Genomic DNA, 15,840 nt, shown 5'->3' on the forward strand with positions numbered 1-15,840 from the left:
CTTTGGCCTCACTTGTTGTAGGGATCGGCTGCGTCACGCAGACCGTCACCGAGCAGGTTGAGCGCCATGACGGCGACCACGACAGCCACACCGGGCAGAAACAGCCAGGGCGCGGTTGCGATGGAGCGAATGTTCTGGGCCTCGCGAAGCAGCACACCCCAGGAAATGGTAGGTGGTTGCAGGCCAAGGCCGAGGAAGGACAGCGACGTCTCGGCAAGGATCATCGCCGGAACCGCCAATGTGACGGAGGCGATGATGTGGCTGGAGAAGCTGGGCAGCATATGGCGGAAGATGATGCGCCTTTCCGGCACGCCATCCAGCCGCGCGGCCGCCACGAACTCTTCGGTTCTGAGCGACAGGAACCGGCCACGCACGACGCGGGCAAGCTGCGCCCAGCCAGTGAGCGACAGAATGATGGTGATCATCATGTATTGAAGCGTGGCGGGCCAGCCCTGCGGAAGGGCTGCGGCCATGGCAAGCCAGATGGGGATGGTGGGCAGCGACAGCACGAAATCGATAACGCGCTGCAAGACGAAATCGATGCGGCCACCATAATAGCCTGAGATACCGCCCAAGACGACGCCGAGCAGCAGCGAGAAAAACACGCCGACAAGACCGATGGACAGCGATATCTGTGACCCCTGCACGACGCGGCTGAAGACATCGCGCCCGAGACGGTCTGCCCCGAAAAGGAAGAGAGGGCGGGTCTTATCGGTGGAGGCCAGAAGGTGGATGTTGGTGTTGAACAGACCAAGCACCGAATATTCGTAACCGCGACCGAAAAGCTGAATCGGGATTTTCTTGCCCGTATCTTCAACAAAAACGGCGGCCAGTGTTTCAGGATCACGCGTCAGCTTGAGCGGATAATAATGCAGGCCGACCGAAAAACCATTTGTCGTATCCAGCAAATGGACCCGTTGCGGGGGATAGAAGGTGGCACGGGCGTTTTGCAGCACAGGATCATTGATGGCAAAGAAGCCCGGCACAAGAGCCACGATATACATGGCAATGGTGATGAACAGCGCGGCCATGGCCAGCCGGTGGCGTTTGAACGCCCACCAGATGAGCTGCCATTGCGAGGCGACGGCGGCACGGTCCGGGCGGACAGTGGTGGTGATGGCAATGTCACTCATGACGCCCTCCTATTCGAGACGAATGCGCGGATCGACCAGCGCAAGCAGGATATCGCTGATCAGCGATCCGATCAGCGTCAGCGCGCAGATCAGGAGCACGAATGCCCCGGCGAGATACATGTCCTGCGCCATCAACGACTGCAAAAGCAGTGGCGCGGCAGTGGGAAGGTTCAGGACGATGGCAACGACCACGGAGCCCGAGATAAGGTTGGGCAGCAGCCACGCAATCGTAGAAATGAAAGGATTGAGCGCGATCCGCAGCGGATATTTCGTCAGCAGGCGAAACTCCGACAGGCCCTTGGCACGCGCCGTGGTGACATAGGGTTTCGGCAACTCGTCCAGCATATTGGCGCGCATGACACGGATAAGGCTGGCGGTGGAGGAGATGGCAAGGATGGCCACCGGCAACCAGATATGCGCCATAAGATCGACCATCTTGCCGATACTCCAGGACGCGACTTCGTATTCCGGCGAAAACAGACCGCCGACATCGGCACCAAACTCCACCGCAGCAACGTACATCAGCACCAGCGCCAGCAGGAACGACGGCACGGAAAGGCCGAAAAAGGAAAACGCGGTAAAGAGATAATCGCCAATCGAGTATTTGCGAACGGCGGAATAGACGCCGATGGGAAGGGCAATCGCCCATGTGGCCAGAAGGCTTGCGACGGCGAGTACCAGCGTCAGGGCCATGCGTTCCCAGATGAGACCCGACACCGGCTGTTGCCACTCGAAGGAGATACCGAAATCACCACGGCTGATGATACCCCAAATCCACTTCAGATATTGAAGGATCATCGGGTCATCAAGGCCGAAACGCTCACGCAATTGCGCGGCTGTATTATGGTCGATGACTTCGTTGGAAGCGGCCAGCGTGGCGATATAGGTCGTGACATAGTCGCCGGGAGGCAACTGGATGAGGACGAAGGCCAGAAAACTGACGGCAAACAGGGACGGGATCATCCACAGCAGGCGTTTCACGATAAAAATCAGCATGTCGCTCTCGCAATCACATTTTACCGCACACGCCGCCGTCACTGAACGACGGATTGCGAGCGGTCGACACAGTCTGAAAAGCGTCGCCGCCCGAAAACGGCGGCGCCCATGTGGCATTGTTAGCTTGTGAAGGTGAACTGTTGCGGCAGCGCGGGACCGGGGTTCGGCCACGTCCAGCTGTCAGGTTCCGTTTCCGGTACGTTGCGAAGATTGTTGCGGATGATGCCGAAACCACCAACGGCGAGGCAAAGACCGATCGTCTCGAACTCTTCTGCCGCAATATCGAAGATCTGCTTCATCTTCTCACCACGCTTGGCAAGATCGGCTGTCGAGCGTGCTTCATCGAACAGCTTGAAACGCTGCTTCTGGCTTTCCGGCGGCTCTTCGCCCTTCTGCCCGTTCGATGTGTACCAGAGCGCCCAGGGAATGGCGTAGCGCGAGCCCTGTGGATGAAAGGCGAAGAAGTCACGTGGGTCGAGCATCGGATCGAGACCACCCGGACCCGGCCACACCGCTGCATCATGGGCGTTGTCGTCGCCACGTGTGTAATACAGCGCGCGCTCGATGGTATTGACCTTGATATCGATACCGATCTGCGCCCACTGTGCCTTTACCAGTTCCAGCGCATCGACAAGATCGGGATAAAGCGTGGGAATGACATCGATGGAGAAGAAGACGGGCTTGCCATCGGGGCGCAAGCGCATGCCATTGCCGTTCTTCTTGTCGTAGCCGGCTTTGTCCAGAAGGTCGTTGGCCTTGTCGGCATCGTATTCGGTGTACTGGCGCGCAAGTTTTTCGTGGTACCAAGGGTGTGTCGGGCGCGGTCCAGCCTGGTAACCTTCGCTCTGACTGAAATAGACGATGTCGATGATTTCCTGACGGTTCAGAGCAATGGACAGGGCCTGACGGAAAGACTTGTCGGCAAACATCTTGCGCATCGCCGGGTCTTTATGAGTGATGTTGAGATAAATCTGGCACTGCTGGGCAGCCGATGGCACCAGCGTCAGCAGGCGATAATCACCCTTCTTCATGTTTTGCGATAGGGTCGGCTTATTGGCGAGAACGCTGATATGGCGCTCCTGAATGTCGATCTTGCCGGAGATGACGTTCAACATCAGCGATTCCACATCCTGCGAAATGCCGAAATTGACTTCATCGATATAGGGCAACTGGTTGCCTTCGGTATCGACCTGCCAGAAGTACGGATTGCGCGTCATGACAACGCGCGTCGCGCCGCCAGAATAGGGTTCCTTGACCACCCATGGGTCGAGCGTTGGCTTGTCTATATTCGACCAGCGCGAGGGAATTTCGATATCACCGCACTTTGCCCGGAAAAGTTCGGTCCAGCTGGAAACACCAGCGGCCTTCACATCGGCATCGAGAGCCGTGTTGTATTTGGGCAGGAACTTGCTGCAATAATGCTTGGCGAACATCGTCGGATGCTGGCCGAGCGGGGTCGCGAGGTTTTCGAGATAGAGGGCGTTTGGTGCGGCGAAAATGAATTTGACGGTGAACTCGTCGACTTTTTCAACGGTGACTGCCTTGCCTGCGACAGCAAGCTGCGCCGGGGTGGCGCTGTAAAGTTCCGTGTTTTTGATGCAATCCTCGATGGCGAAGACGACGTCATCTGCCGTGAACGGATGGCCGTCAGACCACCTGGCACCTTGTATGAGATGGAATGTGAACTGCGAGGCGTCGTCGCTGACTTCCCATTTTTCCGCCAGGTTCGGCAGAACTTCGGTGAAGTCCATGTTCCAGCGTACCAGACCCTGGTTGCCGACCATGCGCAGAATGCCGTTATGGTCCGAAGAGCCGCGAAGACCGCGACGCAACGTGCCACCGTATGTGCCGATTTTTTCGTGCGGCGTTACCACCATCGGATTTTTCGGCAACCGGTCGGCCAGTGGCGGCAACTTGCCGTCTTTTACCATGGCCGCCAGCGCGGGTGCTTCTTTGCCGCCAGCGGCAAATGCAGGGGCTCCCAGAACCGAGACGGCGGCAACGCCTCCAAGTCCTGCGACAAAGGTTCGGCGTGTCACGCCCAGCGAAAACTGATGCTCGTCGCTCATCGATTATCCTCCCAAAAAGTCACTGGCAGCAACAGAGCTTTCGCCCCGTCGCAACGACCCTCCCGGTCAGCCAGCATGCCAATCCTCCATCGGCACGCAGACCATATGGGCGTTTTCAGATGATTACAAGTATTGACAGATTTTTACAGATTTTTTATTGATGGGTCACTTGCGGGGCTCCACCGAGGCTTCGTGCAACTCTTCGTTTCGATCCGCACCAACCTTAAAAACATAACAAACTCAGCGGTTTGCAACCCAAAAAGGCGCGCTGATGGATAATCTGGCGACATCTGCTCCTTCCCGAAGCGACACCCGTTTCAGCGACATCATTTATGAAAAGATCGTCGGGATGATTTCCGACGGGCGGTTTCCGGTCAACGAACGCCTGCCTTCCGAACAAAACCTCGCTCTGCTGTTTGGTGCATCACGACCGGTTGTGCGTGAAGCGCTGGAACGGTTGCGCAATGACGATCTGATCGTATCGCTCAAGGGCTCGGGCTCCTATGTTCGTCAACAGCCTGATTCGTCGGTTTTGCAGCAAATCCCGGTGGGATCGCTGGCCGACGTTCAGCGCTTTTTCGAGTTCCGATCCGGGCTGGAAGCATCTGCTGCGGAACTGGCAGCGCGCAATTGGCAGACTGCCGACAGAGCACGCATCGAACAGGCCATTATCGCCTTGGAATCCTGTCTTGAGAGCGGCGATCTCGGCGCGGACGAAGATTTCGCGCTGCATGAAGCCATTGCCATGGCCAGCCAGAACCAGTTTCACATCACTGTCCGGGCCTGGTTCAAGCCGCATTTTTCCATCGGACAATCCGTGACGCGAAGCCTCAGCCTGAAGCGGACGCCGCAGCGGGTGCGCAATGTGCAGGACGAGCACACGGCAATCGTGGAGGCGATTTTCGCACGGCGCGAACGGGCTGCGCATGATGCTATGAAAAACCATGTTCTGAAAGCCCGCGCCCGGATGTTCGAAGGCGTGGGAAGCTGAGGTAGATTGCAAATGACCCAACCGCGCATCATTGAACCAACGTTCAATCAATTGATCGATGTCCCTCTCAAGGTGGGCGAATCGCCGGTTTGGGATGACCGTACGGGCACTCTTTGGTTTGTCGATATTCTGGCGCCTGCGGTGTTTCGTCTCGACCAGTCCGGACATCTCGACCGCTTCGACATGCCAGCCCCTGTCGGATGTCTTGGTCTTTGCGAAAACGGTCTGGTCGTGGTTGGCCTGAAGACCGGTGTGCATCTGCTTGATCCGGCAACGGGAAAGCTGGACCTTCTTTGCGACCCTGACGGTGGGCGTCCTGACAGCCGTCTCAATGACGGCAAGATCGGGCCGGATGGCCATTTCTGGGTAGGAACGCGAGACGAGGCCGTGCCTCAGACCGGCAATGCCCGTCTTTACCGCGTTGGGCCAAACGGCGACTTCACGTGTGTGATCGACGGCGACATGTTGACCTCGAACGGTCTCGCCTGGAGCCCGGATGGCAGGCGGATGTATCATTCCGATAGCAGCGGGTTGCTGCTGCAAGCGTTCGATTTCGATCCGCAGACCGGGCAATTGGGACCCGCGCAACGGCTGCACGACTTCGCGCCTGGCGAAGGAAGGCCGGATGGAGCGGCAACGGATAGCGAGGGTTTTTACTGGAGCGCAGGCGTTCAGGCGGGTCGTCTGAATCGGTTCTCGCCAAAGGGCCACATCGTGGAAATTTACACATTTCCGTTCAAGGGTCCGACCATGCCCTGTTTCGGTGGGCCGGATTTAAAAACGCTCTATCTGACGAGCCTTACAACGGAAAATGACGGCACCAGCGTGGCCGGTACCGTCATTTCATTTAAAGCTCCAGTCGCTGGCGCGCTCGTCAGCCGGTTTGCCCTTTAACCTTTACAGCACGCGTGGAACGTCATCGTTCTCATCGGGATTGGGAAGCGGCAAATCATCCGGCAGGCCATCGGGTTCTGGCTCTTTGACCGGTGGAACATCGGGCTGCGGTGTAAGGGGTGGAACCTGTCCCGGAACGGGTTCAACAGGGATGACAGTCATGGACGTCTCCTAATCATGAAATCGGCGGGCAACATCTTTTTCGAAATCGCCGTTCGGTCCACTTTCGTTCGCCGGTTTGGTCCATTCAGATTTGATGTCGCCCGCCTCGCGGGTATCATGGGGTAAACGTATCTGGCCCGTCAGAGTTCCAGATGGTTTCGGATCAGGCGAAGCCGAGGGAGTTCCTGGCAACTTCGCGGCGATCACCATAGTCGCGGGTATGGGATTCGTGGCCATATTCGCGGGCGACCATGCGGCCAACCTGCATGTCGGGCATTTGCAGAAGAGCGTCGGCATAGGTGCCGGTTTCTTCCTCTACCACGACAGTATTCTGCGCTGTTTTCAAAAAATCGAACATGGCTTCCTCCCACTCCAATGTTAATTTGTTAACGCGTCAGTTGCGTCCCTGTTCCCTCCCAGAAAAGCGAAACAACCTTTGTAGATCAAACCAATAATACAACACGGTTTTTTGACAATCCGTTACAGCGCATCGTTAAAATAAAGTCATTTTACTGGACCAGACGATTGCCGCAGAACCAGATCGACGGGCCAAAGTTCCTGACACTCCGTTACCGGGCGGCCTGCAATGATCTGCAACAGCAAATCCGTCACCCTTTCCCCTGCCATGCGCTGGGGAGAACGGGTCGTGGAAAGCGATGGCAGCATGCTTTCAGGCGTCAGATAGGGGAAGACGTCATCATGCGCGATGACGGACACATCCTTGCCGATGACGAGACCAAGCTGGCTCGCGGCGCGGTAGACGCCCTGCGCCGTCATCATGGCACCAGCAACAAAGGCCGTGGGACGCGGGCTTTTTTCCAGCAGGGAACGAGCGAATTGAAATGCCGTTTCCTCGCTGAAGGGTGACGACAACATCATGCGCGGATCGGCTACGATATTCATCGTCTCCAGAGCGTCGCGATAGCCGTTTTCGCGATCGATGACGAAGGTTCTGCCCTTGGGGCCGTTGATGAAGGCGATGCTGCGATGGCCACGTTCAAGCAGATGCACGGTGGACAGATAGGCCACGGAATGGTTGTCGATATCCAGCCACGCATGTTCGCACTTCGTGGCAGAGCGCCCGTGAACCATGAAGGGGACGCCGAGTTTATGCAGGAGCGCGATACGCTCATCATCAGGGCGCGGCGAGTGAATGATGATACCATCGACGCGGCCGCTCTGCGCCAAGCGGCTGAAGATGCTGAGTTCCTCGTCGAGATCGTTGTCTGTGGTCACGCTGACGAGGATATCCGTATCCTCGCCCTCCAGGCGGCTGGCCATACCGCCCATGAATTCCGAGAAAAAATGCCCGCCACCGCTTCGGCCCATGACGACGCCGATGGCACCTGCCCTGCCCGTGACAAGACGTACGGCATTCGCATTCGGCCGGTAGCCGAGTTTGCGGGCGGCTTCCGTGACCCGGTCGCGGGTTTCCTGCCGCACCTCGGGGTAGCCGCCCAGCGCCCGACTGACGGTGGTGGGTGACAAACCCACTTTTTCTGCAAATTCCTTGAGTTTCATAGGCCCCGCCGTTTCTTTCTGAATGCTTCGATCAGAGCAAAGTTTCAAGCCAATAAAATTGAAATCGATTTCAAATCTTTATCACAATCGGCGCGATACAGATACTCGCTGCATCGTTTCATCTAAAACGAGACGAATAATCCGTCCGTATCGTTTCAACTTTGCCCCTATTGACACATAGGCGCTAATTTGACAGCTTTCCGAAGTCGAAAGCGTTTTCAATTCAGAGGATGATTGAATGCGCCATGGAGGAGTTTTGACAATGAATGTTTCTATAAAAGTTTTGTTGCTGTGCGGCAGCATGATGGCTACGGGCTTTGCCGCGCAGGCTGCGGAAATTTCGATGGCCGCGAATTCAACGGGCAAAAACCTGAATTTCATCCGCGAGCAACTGGTGGAGTTCGAAAAGCAGAGTGGCCACAAGGTGAAACTCGTCACCATGCCGCCATCGTCCAGCGAGCAATTCAGCCAGTACCGCCTGTGGCTCGCGGCTGGCAACACAGACGTCGATGTCTACCAGACCGACGTGGTCTGGGCACCGCAACTGGCAGAGCAGTTCGTCGATCTGACCGAGGCTGCCAAGGATGTCGTTTCCAAGCACTTCCCGTCCGTCATCGCGTCGCAGACGGTGGATGGCAAGCTGGTTGCCATGCCTATGTACACGGACGCCCCGGCCCTGTTCTACCGCAAGGATTTGCTGGAGAAATACGGCAAACAGCCGCCCAAGACCTGGAAGGAACTGGCAGAAACCGCCAACGAGGTTCAGGACAAGGAGCGCACGGCCGGACAGAAGGACATGTGGGGCTTCGTGTTTCAGGGAAGCGCCTATGAGGGGCTGACCTGCAACGCGCTGGAATGGATCGCATCTGCTGGCGGTGGCCACATCGTCGAGACCAATGGCGACATCAGCATCAACAATGAGAAGGCTGCCGCTGCCCTCGAGATGGCCAAGAGCTGGATCGGCACCATCTCGCCACAGGGCGCGCTTGCCTACAAGGAAGAGGAAGCGCGCGGCGTCTGGCAGACAGGCAACTCCGTGTTCATGCGCAACTGGACCTACGTCTACGCGCTTGGCAATGGTGGTGATAGCGCCATCAAGGGCAAGTTCGGCGTCGTGCCTTTGCCTGCGGGCACTGAAGGCGAAACAGCGGCTTCGACATTGGGCGGTTGGAATGCGGCCGTCTCCAAATACTCCAAGAACCAGGAAGCAGCTATCGCGCTGGTGAAATTCCTAGGGTCGGAAGAAACGCAGAAGAAGCGGGCCGTCGAACTTTCCAACATGCCGACGATCGCGGCCCTCTACGACGACAAGGATGTCGCTGCAGCACAGCCATTCATGCCGCTGTGGAAGCCGATCTTCGAAACCGCCGTGCCGCGCCCATCAGCGGCAACCAAGGTGAAATACAACGAGGTTTCGGCAAAGTTCTGGGGCGCCGTACACAACACGCTGTCCGGCACCGGCACTGCGGCTGAAAATCTCGAACTTCTGGAAGTCGAACTCACCGATCTCAAGGGCGACAGCTGGTAATTCGGCGTCACCCGTCAGGTGGCCGTTACCGGTCACCTGACGCCTCTAAAACACGGTGGGAAACGATATGAGTAAGATAACCACAGGCAGAACTGCCTCAGCGCAAGTGCTCGGTTCCGATTTACAATCGGAACGTCTTCGCTCCGCGTGGCTGTTTCTGGCGCCTACATTTTTGACACTGGCACTGGTTGCCGGTTGGCCCTTGGTCAGAACCGTCTGGTTCAGCCTGACCGACGCATCCCTGACCAGTCTTGGCGATGCGCAGTTTGTCGGCCTGAAGAACTATCTTTCATGGATCACACTCAGCAGCGGCCGCACGGTCTATCGCGGCCTGCTGGCAGACCCCGCTTGGTGGGGTGCTGTGTGGAACACGCTGAAATTCACGCTGATTTCGGTTTCGGTTGAAACCCTCTTCGGCCTGATCGTGGCGCTTGTTCTCAATGCGGATTTCAAGGGTCGCGGCCTCGTTCGCGCCGCCATTCTTATTCCATGGGCCATTCCGACCATTGTTTCCGCCCGCATGTGGGCATGGATGCTGAATGATCAGTTCGGCATTCTCAATGACATGATGCTGAACCTCGGTCTCATCTCGCAAAAGATCGCCTGGACCGCCAATCCTGAAACGGCAATGACGGCGGTATTGATCGTGGACGTCTGGAAAACGACGCCGTTCATGGCGCTGCTCATTCTGGCCGGACTTCAGATGGTGCCGAAGGATATGTATGAGGCGGCCAAGGTGGATGGCATTCACCCCATCAAGGTGTTCTGGCGCGTCACGCTTCCGATGATCCGGCCTGCGCTGATGGTTGCGGTTATTTTCCGCATGCTGGATGCCATGCGCGTCTTTGATCTCATCTACATTCTGACGCCGAACAACGCCCAGACACGTACCATGTCGGTGCTGGCCCGCGAGAACCTCTTCGACTTCGACAAGTTCGCTTATGGCGCGGCAGCATCCACCATGCTGTTTCTCATCATCGCCTCCGTCACTGTCATCTACATGTGGTTGGGCCGGGTCAACACGGATGGAGGAGCACGATGACCGCCTCTGATGTTATCAAGACAACGGCGTTCTACGCCCTCGTCGCCATTATTGTCATCATCGCGGTCTTTCCGTTCTATTACGCGATCCTGACGAGCTTCAAAACCGGAACGGCACTGTTCGAGATCAACTATCTGCCGACATCGATCTCGTTCAGCAATTACGGCGATGTGCTGGGCAATGACAGCTTTCTGCGCAATCTCGGCAATTCCCTGCTGGTTGCATCCTGCGTCGTGGCATTGTCACTGTTTCTGGCCGTGACCGCCGCCTACGCCTTGGCGCGTGTGCGGTTCAGAGGCCGGTCGCTGCTGCTGCTGACGATCCTCTCGGTGTCGATGTTTCCGCAGATTGCGGTTCTGGCGGGCCTGTTCGAGCTGATCCGCTGGGCTGGCGTCTTCAACACGCCGTTTGCGCTGATCTTTTCCTACATGATCTTCACCCTGCCCTTCACGGTCTGGGTTTTGACGACCTTCATGCGGGATCTGCCTGTCGAAATCGAGGAAGCGGCAATAGTTGATGGCGCATCGCCATGGGTTATCATCACGCAGGTCTTCATGCCTCTGATGTGGCCGGCCTTGGTGACGACGGGGCTGCTGGCCTTCATCGCGGCATGGAACGAGTTCCTGTTCGCCTTGACCTTCACCTCGTCCAACGAGCAGCGCACGGTGCCGGTGGCTATCGCGCTTCTGTCAGGCAGCTCTCAATTTGAAATTCCATGGGGAACGATAATGGCGGCATCCGTCATCGTTACCGTACCCCTCGTCATCCTCGTTCTGATCTTCCAGCGGCGCATCATTTCCGGCCTCACGGCTGGTGGCGTCAAAGGTTAGGAGATACATTCATGACCAGCATACAATTGCGCGATATCCTTAAATCCTTCGGTGCCTTCGACGTCATCAAAGGCATCGACATGGAGATCAAATCCGGTGAGTTCATGGTCTTCGTCGGGCCATCCGGTTGCGGCAAGTCCACCCTGCTTCGGCTCATTTGCGGCCTTGAAGAAATTACCGGCGGGGAACTTTCCTTCGAAGGCCAAGTGGTCAACAGGCTAACGCCCGCCAACCGTGGCGTGGCGATGGTGTTCCAGTCCTATGCGCTCTATCCGCATATGACGGTTTTCGAGAATATGGCCTTTGGTCTGAAGCTTGCCGGTTCGACTAAAGACGAGCGCCGCAAGCGGGTCGAGGCGGCAGCAGAGATGCTGCAACTGACGCCTTATCTGCAACGCCTGCCCAAACAACTGTCCGGCGGACAGCGCCAGCGCGTCGCCATTGGCCGCGCTATCGTGCGTGATCCAAAGGTGTTTCTGTTCGATGAGCCGCTATCCAACCTCGATGCCGCACTGCGCGTTGCGACCCGTCTCGAAATAGCCAAATTGAACCGCAGTATGCCTGACACGACAATGATCTATGTTACCCATGATCAGGTGGAGGCCATGACGCTGGCAGACAGAATTTGCGTGTTGCGTGATGGCCGTGTGGAACAGGTCGGTACACCGCTGGAGCTTTACGAAACACCGGTCAATACCTTCGTGGCGGGCTTCATCGGCTCGCCGCAGATGAATTTCCTGACCGGCAAACACGCCGACACCTACGGCGCTCACACCATCGGCATCCGCCCGGAACACATCGTTGCCGGAGATGGTGCCGATGGCTGGACGGGCGACATCGTGCATGCGGAAATGCTGGGTTCCGACAGTTACATTTATGTGGACATTGGGGCAGCGGAACCTGTCGTTGTGCGTGAAGATGGCGTTTCCAACCGGCAGACAGGCCATAAGCTGACCATCGCGCCGCTGCCAGAGCACATTCATCGTTTCGACGCGCAAGGGAACGCTCTGCCGAAAACCCAAACTCGCGCCGCCTGATACAATCGAGACCCATCTTCACCGGCAGTCCTCTCAAGTGCCGGATCATCAAGGAGCATACATATGACCATCAATACCGTCGTCTGGGGCGAAAACATCCACGAGCATGTCAACGAAACCGTTCGCGCGATCTACCCCAACGGCATGCACACCACGATTGCCGATGCCTTGAACAAGACCCCCGAGATCAATGCCACCACCGCTACGCTTCAGGAGCCTGAACACGGGCTATCGCAGGAGCGGCTTGATAAGACCGATGTTCTGGTCTGGTGGGGTCACAAGGACCATGGTGCCGTTCAGGACGAGATCGTCGAGCGTGTCGCCAAGCGTGTCTGGGAAGGCATGGGCCTGATCGTTCTGCATTCCGGCCACTTCTCCAAGCCATTCAAGCGGCTGATGGGTACCCCGTGCGCGCTGAAGTGGCGTGAAGCGGGCGAGCGCGAGCGCCTGTGGAACATCAATCCCCGCCACCCGATTACAGCAGGCTTGCCGGAGTCCTTCGAACTCGAGAACGAGGAAATGTACGGCGAACAGTTTTCCGTGCCGGAACCGCTGGAAACCGTCTTCATTTCCTGGTTCCAGGGCGGCGAAGTCTTCCGCTCCGGCCTGACATGGCGCCGCGGTGCTGGCAACATTTTCTATTTCCGCCCCGGCCACGAGACATATCCGACCTATCATGATGCCAATGTGCAGAAGGTGATCAGCAACTCCGTCAAATGGGCCTATAACCCCGCAGGCGCGCTGACCAGCATCCACGAAGCTCCGAACGTACCGGTCGACAAGGCACCGGAAAAAATCGAAGAGCGCGGTCCGAAACTCCACGCGGCTGGCGAAGCAGGTTACAGGTAATCGATATGAGACTTCTTATTCTTGGTACTGGCGGCATGGCCAACACCCATGCCATGCATTTCTCACTGATTTCCGGCGTCGAACTCGTTGGCGCTGTGGATGTGGACGACGTCATCGTGCGGGCCTTTGCGGCGCGCCACAATATTGGCACCACCTTTACATCGCTGGATGACGCGATTGCGTGGGGCGAATTCGATGCGGTCGCCAATGTGACACCTGACGCGATCCACCACCCGACCACGCTCAAGCTGCTGGCCGCAGGCAAGCACGTGTTCTGCGAAAAACCCTTGGCGGAAACTTATGCGAAGGCCGCCGAAATGGCGGATGCGGCGGAGAAATCCGGTCTCGTCGCCATGGTCAACCTGACCTACCGCAACGTGGCACCGTTGCAGGCTGCGCGGCAGATGGTCACCGATGGCAAGATCGGCAAGTTGCGGCATCTGGAGGCATCATACCTCCAGAGCTGGCTGGTTTCCAAGGCCTGGGGCGACTGGATGACAGAGAGCAAATGGCTCTGGCGTCTGTCGACCAAGCACGGGTCGAACGGCGTGCTGGGCGATGTCGGCATCCACATTCTCGACTTCGCTTCCTATGGCGCAGGCAGCGATGTGGAACGCATTTTCACACGCTTGAAGACCTTCGACAAATACGAGGGCAACAAGATCGACGTTTATGATCTCGATGCCAACGACAGCTTCACCATGACAGCCGAACTCGAAAACGGGGCAATGGGCGTGATCCACGCCAGCCGCTGGGCAACCGGCCACCTGAACGAGCTACGCCTTCGTCTGCACGGCGACAAGGGCGCTCTGGAAGTGATCCATACGCCTGAATACTCCACGCTTCGCGGCTGCCTGGGTGAAGACGTGGAAAAAGCCGTCTGGAGAGACATCGAAGTTGAAGACGTCGAAACCAACTATCAGAAATTCGCCAAGGCGGTGATGGAGGGCGGACAGGCCGATCCGAATTTCCGCCACGCTGCAAACCTGCAAAAGGTGCTGGATCTTTCCATCGTCACCGACCGGGAGAGACGCGAGATTGCCGTATCGGCCTGACTTGGGTCCTCTAAAAGCAACGAAAAAAGGCGGCCTCAATGGCCGCCTTTTCTGCTTGAAGCGCGAACAAATGAGTGCGGTGCAGCATTGAGAATATGCTTGCCTCGAAATGATAATATGACTTTAATGGCGATAGTATCAGTTCGCAGGTTCATTATGCGCTCACGCGTCAGTTCCTCTCCAAGCTAACAATGACGTCTGCCCGCGCCGGTCGCGCGGCTTTTTGCGTCGAACAATCATGTCATGTAAAAGGAAGTGCAGTGAAAATCGCCATCGTAGGATGCGGATCACGTCATAAGATGTTCCGCGATTCCGTTACCGAAGACTACTCTGACAAGCATGAGATCGTAGCACTTTGCGACAGCAACGCTCACCGATTGGGTGAGGCTGCAAAAGCCATATCCAAACCCGGGACGAACGGCGTTCCGACCTATCTAGCGGAAAATTTCGATCAACTGATAGCTGAGCAGAAGCCCGATACCGTTGTCGTGGCGACGCCGGATTTTCTGCATTCCGACTATATCGTTCGAGCTTTCGAGGCCGGTTGCGACGTTATTTGCGAAAAGCCGCTGACGATAGACCTGTCGCGATTGAAACAGATCGTGGACGCGCAGGCGCGCACCGGCCGCAAGGTCATGGTCACGTTCAATTACCGTTATTCCCCTGCCCGCACGCAGATCAAGGACATGCTGACCTCAGGCGTCATCGGCACGGTCACCGCGGTGGACTTCCGCTGGCATCTGGACCGGGTCCATGGCGCGGATTATTTCCGGCGCTGGCACCGACACAAGGAAAATTCCGGGGGGCTGCTGGTTCACAAATCCACGCATCACTTCGACCTTCTCAACTGGTGGCTGGCGTCCGCCCCGACAGACGTGTTCGCGTCTGGCCAAAGAGCGTTTTACCGACCGGAAACAGCGGTGGAACTGGGTCTGCAAGACCACGGCCCGCGATGCGCAGACTGTCCCGTGGCGGAAAGATGTGCGTTTCGCCTCGATCTCTCCGCCGATGAACAGTTACGCGCTCTTTATCTGGATGCCGAGGACGAGGATGGTTATTTCCGCGACCGCTGCGTGTTCGATGCCGATATCGGCATCGAGGACACCATGCAGGCCCATATCCGTTACGCATCCGGTGTGACCGCCAACTATACACTGACGGCCTATTCACCCTGGGAAGGTCTGGAAATTCGCTTTCAGGGCACGAAGGGCGAAATTACCCATAAGCACATCGAGGTACACGGCGTCTTCGGCGGGGTACGTGACCACGCGGATGAGGAAGCGATCACGACCGAACTGCATCTGGCGGGCGAAAAACCGAGAATGATTGATGTTCCCAAGGCTACGGGAGATCACGGTGGCGCAGACCCTGTGATGCTGGGCTATATCTTTGCCCCTGAAACCATGGAGCCTGATCATTTCAACCGCGCTTCCGACCATGTTTCGGGTGCATGGTCCATTCTGACAGGCATTGCAGCCAATGCTTCCATCGACACGGGATCTGTCGTCAACATCCGGTCTATGCTGAAGTCACGCGACATTCGAATTTGAAAAGACCCTGAAAAGGAAAAAGCCTGCCGCGGGAGGAGGTGCGGCAGGCTTTAAACTTGATCAGCAACTGGGAGGAGGAGTGCTGCTGATCCACATCTTGCGACGCTGGGAGGAGGAGTGCGTCGCTTCGATGTTTTGAATATAACGCTCCTGAAAAAATTTAACAGAGCAAGTCTCGCAAGG

General features: G+C 57.0%; 15 protein-coding genes. 9 read left to right on the forward strand and 6 right to left on the reverse strand.

Annotated elements, in window-relative coordinates:
- Window positions 1-8: 8 nt before the first annotated feature.
- From ATO67_RS09010 to ATO67_RS09020, 3 genes are all read right to left on the reverse strand, one after another.
- On the reverse strand, window positions 9-1,133 hold the full coding sequence (locus tag ATO67_RS09010) for an ABC transporter permease (protein WP_067647124.1): 1,125 nt from the start codon (window positions 1,131-1,133) through the stop codon (window positions 9-11).
- A gap of 9 nt (window positions 1,134-1,142) precedes the next feature.
- Window positions 1,143-2,129, reverse strand: coding sequence for an ABC transporter permease (locus ATO67_RS09015; RefSeq protein WP_067647127.1), 987 nt, complete (start codon window positions 2,127-2,129; stop codon window positions 1,143-1,145).
- A gap of 119 nt (window positions 2,130-2,248) precedes the next feature.
- Window positions 2,249-4,198: an ABC transporter substrate-binding protein gene (locus ATO67_RS09020; RefSeq protein ID WP_067647131.1), complete on the reverse strand. Its 1,950-nt coding sequence runs from the start codon at window positions 4,196-4,198 to the stop codon at window positions 2,249-2,251.
- Between the two features lie 271 nt (window positions 4,199-4,469).
- Here ATO67_RS09020 and ATO67_RS09025 point away from each other — a divergent pair, with 271 nt between their 5' ends.
- Window positions 4,470-5,189, forward strand: a complete 720-nt coding sequence (locus ATO67_RS09025) for a FadR/GntR family transcriptional regulator (protein ID WP_067647134.1) — start codon at window positions 4,470-4,472, stop codon at window positions 5,187-5,189.
- 12 nt (window positions 5,190-5,201) lie between these two features.
- Window positions 5,202-6,083, forward strand: coding sequence for an SMP-30/gluconolactonase/LRE family protein (locus tag ATO67_RS09030; protein ID WP_067647137.1), 882 nt, complete (start codon window positions 5,202-5,204; stop codon window positions 6,081-6,083).
- A gap of 3 nt (window positions 6,084-6,086) precedes the next feature.
- On the opposite strand, the gene ATO67_RS23260 is transcribed toward ATO67_RS09030, so the two are convergent.
- From ATO67_RS23260 to ATO67_RS09040, 3 genes are all read right to left on the reverse strand, one after another.
- Complete coding sequence (locus ATO67_RS23260; RefSeq protein ID WP_170063892.1) at window positions 6,087-6,245, reverse strand: hypothetical protein; 159 nt, start codon at window positions 6,243-6,245, stop codon at window positions 6,087-6,089.
- A 163-nt stretch (window positions 6,246-6,408) separates the two neighbouring features.
- On the reverse strand, window positions 6,409-6,603 hold the full coding sequence (locus ATO67_RS09035; protein ID WP_067647140.1) for a hypothetical protein: 195 nt from the start codon (window positions 6,601-6,603) through the stop codon (window positions 6,409-6,411).
- Between the two features lie 146 nt (window positions 6,604-6,749).
- Window positions 6,750-7,766, reverse strand: coding sequence for a substrate-binding domain-containing protein (locus ATO67_RS09040; RefSeq protein ID WP_067647146.1), 1,017 nt, complete (start codon window positions 7,764-7,766; stop codon window positions 6,750-6,752).
- 262 nt (window positions 7,767-8,028) lie between these two features.
- Between ATO67_RS09040 and ATO67_RS09045 the strand changes: the two genes are divergently transcribed.
- The 7 genes from ATO67_RS09045 to ATO67_RS09075 all read left to right on the forward strand — a co-directional run bounded on the left by ATO67_RS09045 (window position 8,029) and on the right by ATO67_RS09075 (window position 15,657).
- Window positions 8,029-9,294 (forward strand): ABC transporter substrate-binding protein, encoded by a 1,266-nt coding sequence (locus tag ATO67_RS09045; protein ID WP_067647150.1) that lies wholly within the window; start codon window positions 8,029-8,031, stop codon window positions 9,292-9,294.
- 67 nt (window positions 9,295-9,361) lie between these two features.
- Window positions 9,362-10,336, forward strand: coding sequence for a carbohydrate ABC transporter permease (locus tag ATO67_RS09050; RefSeq protein WP_067647153.1), 975 nt, complete (start codon window positions 9,362-9,364; stop codon window positions 10,334-10,336).
- A complete protein-coding gene (locus tag ATO67_RS09055; protein WP_067647157.1) occupies window positions 10,333-11,166 on the forward strand; it encodes a carbohydrate ABC transporter permease in 834 nt (277 codons plus the stop codon). Before ATO67_RS09050 ends, ATO67_RS09055 begins: the two co-directional genes overlap by 4 nt.
- An 11-nt stretch (window positions 11,167-11,177) precedes the next feature.
- Window positions 11,178-12,203, forward strand: coding sequence for an ABC transporter ATP-binding protein (locus tag ATO67_RS09060; RefSeq protein ID WP_067647160.1), 1,026 nt, complete (start codon window positions 11,178-11,180; stop codon window positions 12,201-12,203).
- A gap of 63 nt (window positions 12,204-12,266) precedes the next feature.
- Window positions 12,267-13,052, forward strand: a complete 786-nt coding sequence (locus ATO67_RS09065) for a ThuA domain-containing protein (RefSeq protein WP_067647163.1) — start codon at window positions 12,267-12,269, stop codon at window positions 13,050-13,052.
- A 5-nt stretch (window positions 13,053-13,057) separates the two neighbouring features.
- Window positions 13,058-14,107, forward strand: coding sequence for a Gfo/Idh/MocA family protein (locus tag ATO67_RS09070; RefSeq protein WP_067647166.1), 1,050 nt, complete (start codon window positions 13,058-13,060; stop codon window positions 14,105-14,107).
- A 260-nt stretch (window positions 14,108-14,367) separates the two neighbouring features.
- On the forward strand, window positions 14,368-15,657 hold the full coding sequence (locus ATO67_RS09075) for a Gfo/Idh/MocA family protein (RefSeq protein ID WP_067647169.1): 1,290 nt from the start codon (window positions 14,368-14,370) through the stop codon (window positions 15,655-15,657).
- The last annotated feature ends 183 nt before the right edge of the window (window positions 15,658-15,840 follow it).

This window comes from Agrobacterium bohemicum (genome assembly GCF_001562555.1).
GTDB lineage: Bacteria > Pseudomonadota > Alphaproteobacteria > Rhizobiales > Rhizobiaceae > Agrobacterium > Agrobacterium bohemicum.

Excerpts from the sequence above, each read along its gene's own strand:
- ATO67_RS09010 (WP_067647124.1), bottom strand. The coding sequence starts at position 1,133 with ATGAGTGACATTGCCATCACCACCACTGTCCGCCCGGACCGTGCCGCC.
- ATO67_RS09015 (WP_067647127.1), bottom strand. The coding sequence starts at position 2,129 with ATGCTGATTTTTATCGTGAAACGCCTGCTGTGGATGATCCCGTCCCTG.
- ATO67_RS09020 (WP_067647131.1), bottom strand. The coding sequence starts at position 4,198 with ATGAGCGACGAGCATCAGTTTTCGCTGGGCGTGACACGCCGAACCTTT.
- ATO67_RS09025 (WP_067647134.1), top strand. The coding sequence starts at position 4,470 with ATGGATAATCTGGCGACATCTGCTCCTTCCCGAAGCGACACCCGTTTC.
- ATO67_RS09030 (WP_067647137.1), top strand. The coding sequence starts at position 5,202 with ATGACCCAACCGCGCATCATTGAACCAACGTTCAATCAATTGATCGAT.
- ATO67_RS23260 (WP_170063892.1), bottom strand. The coding sequence starts at position 6,245 with ATGACTGTCATCCCTGTTGAACCCGTTCCGGGACAGGTTCCACCCCTT.
- ATO67_RS09035 (WP_067647140.1), bottom strand. The coding sequence starts at position 6,603 with ATGTTCGATTTTTTGAAAACAGCGCAGAATACTGTCGTGGTAGAGGAA.
- ATO67_RS09040 (WP_067647146.1), bottom strand. The coding sequence starts at position 7,766 with ATGAAACTCAAGGAATTTGCAGAAAAAGTGGGTTTGTCACCCACCACC.
- ATO67_RS09045 (WP_067647150.1), top strand. The coding sequence starts at position 8,029 with ATGAATGTTTCTATAAAAGTTTTGTTGCTGTGCGGCAGCATGATGGCT.
- ATO67_RS09050 (WP_067647153.1), top strand. The coding sequence starts at position 9,362 with ATGAGTAAGATAACCACAGGCAGAACTGCCTCAGCGCAAGTGCTCGGT.
- ATO67_RS09055 (WP_067647157.1), top strand. The coding sequence starts at position 10,333 with ATGACCGCCTCTGATGTTATCAAGACAACGGCGTTCTACGCCCTCGTC.
- ATO67_RS09060 (WP_067647160.1), top strand. The coding sequence starts at position 11,178 with ATGACCAGCATACAATTGCGCGATATCCTTAAATCCTTCGGTGCCTTC.
- ATO67_RS09065 (WP_067647163.1), top strand. The coding sequence starts at position 12,267 with ATGACCATCAATACCGTCGTCTGGGGCGAAAACATCCACGAGCATGTC.
- ATO67_RS09070 (WP_067647166.1), top strand. The coding sequence starts at position 13,058 with ATGAGACTTCTTATTCTTGGTACTGGCGGCATGGCCAACACCCATGCC.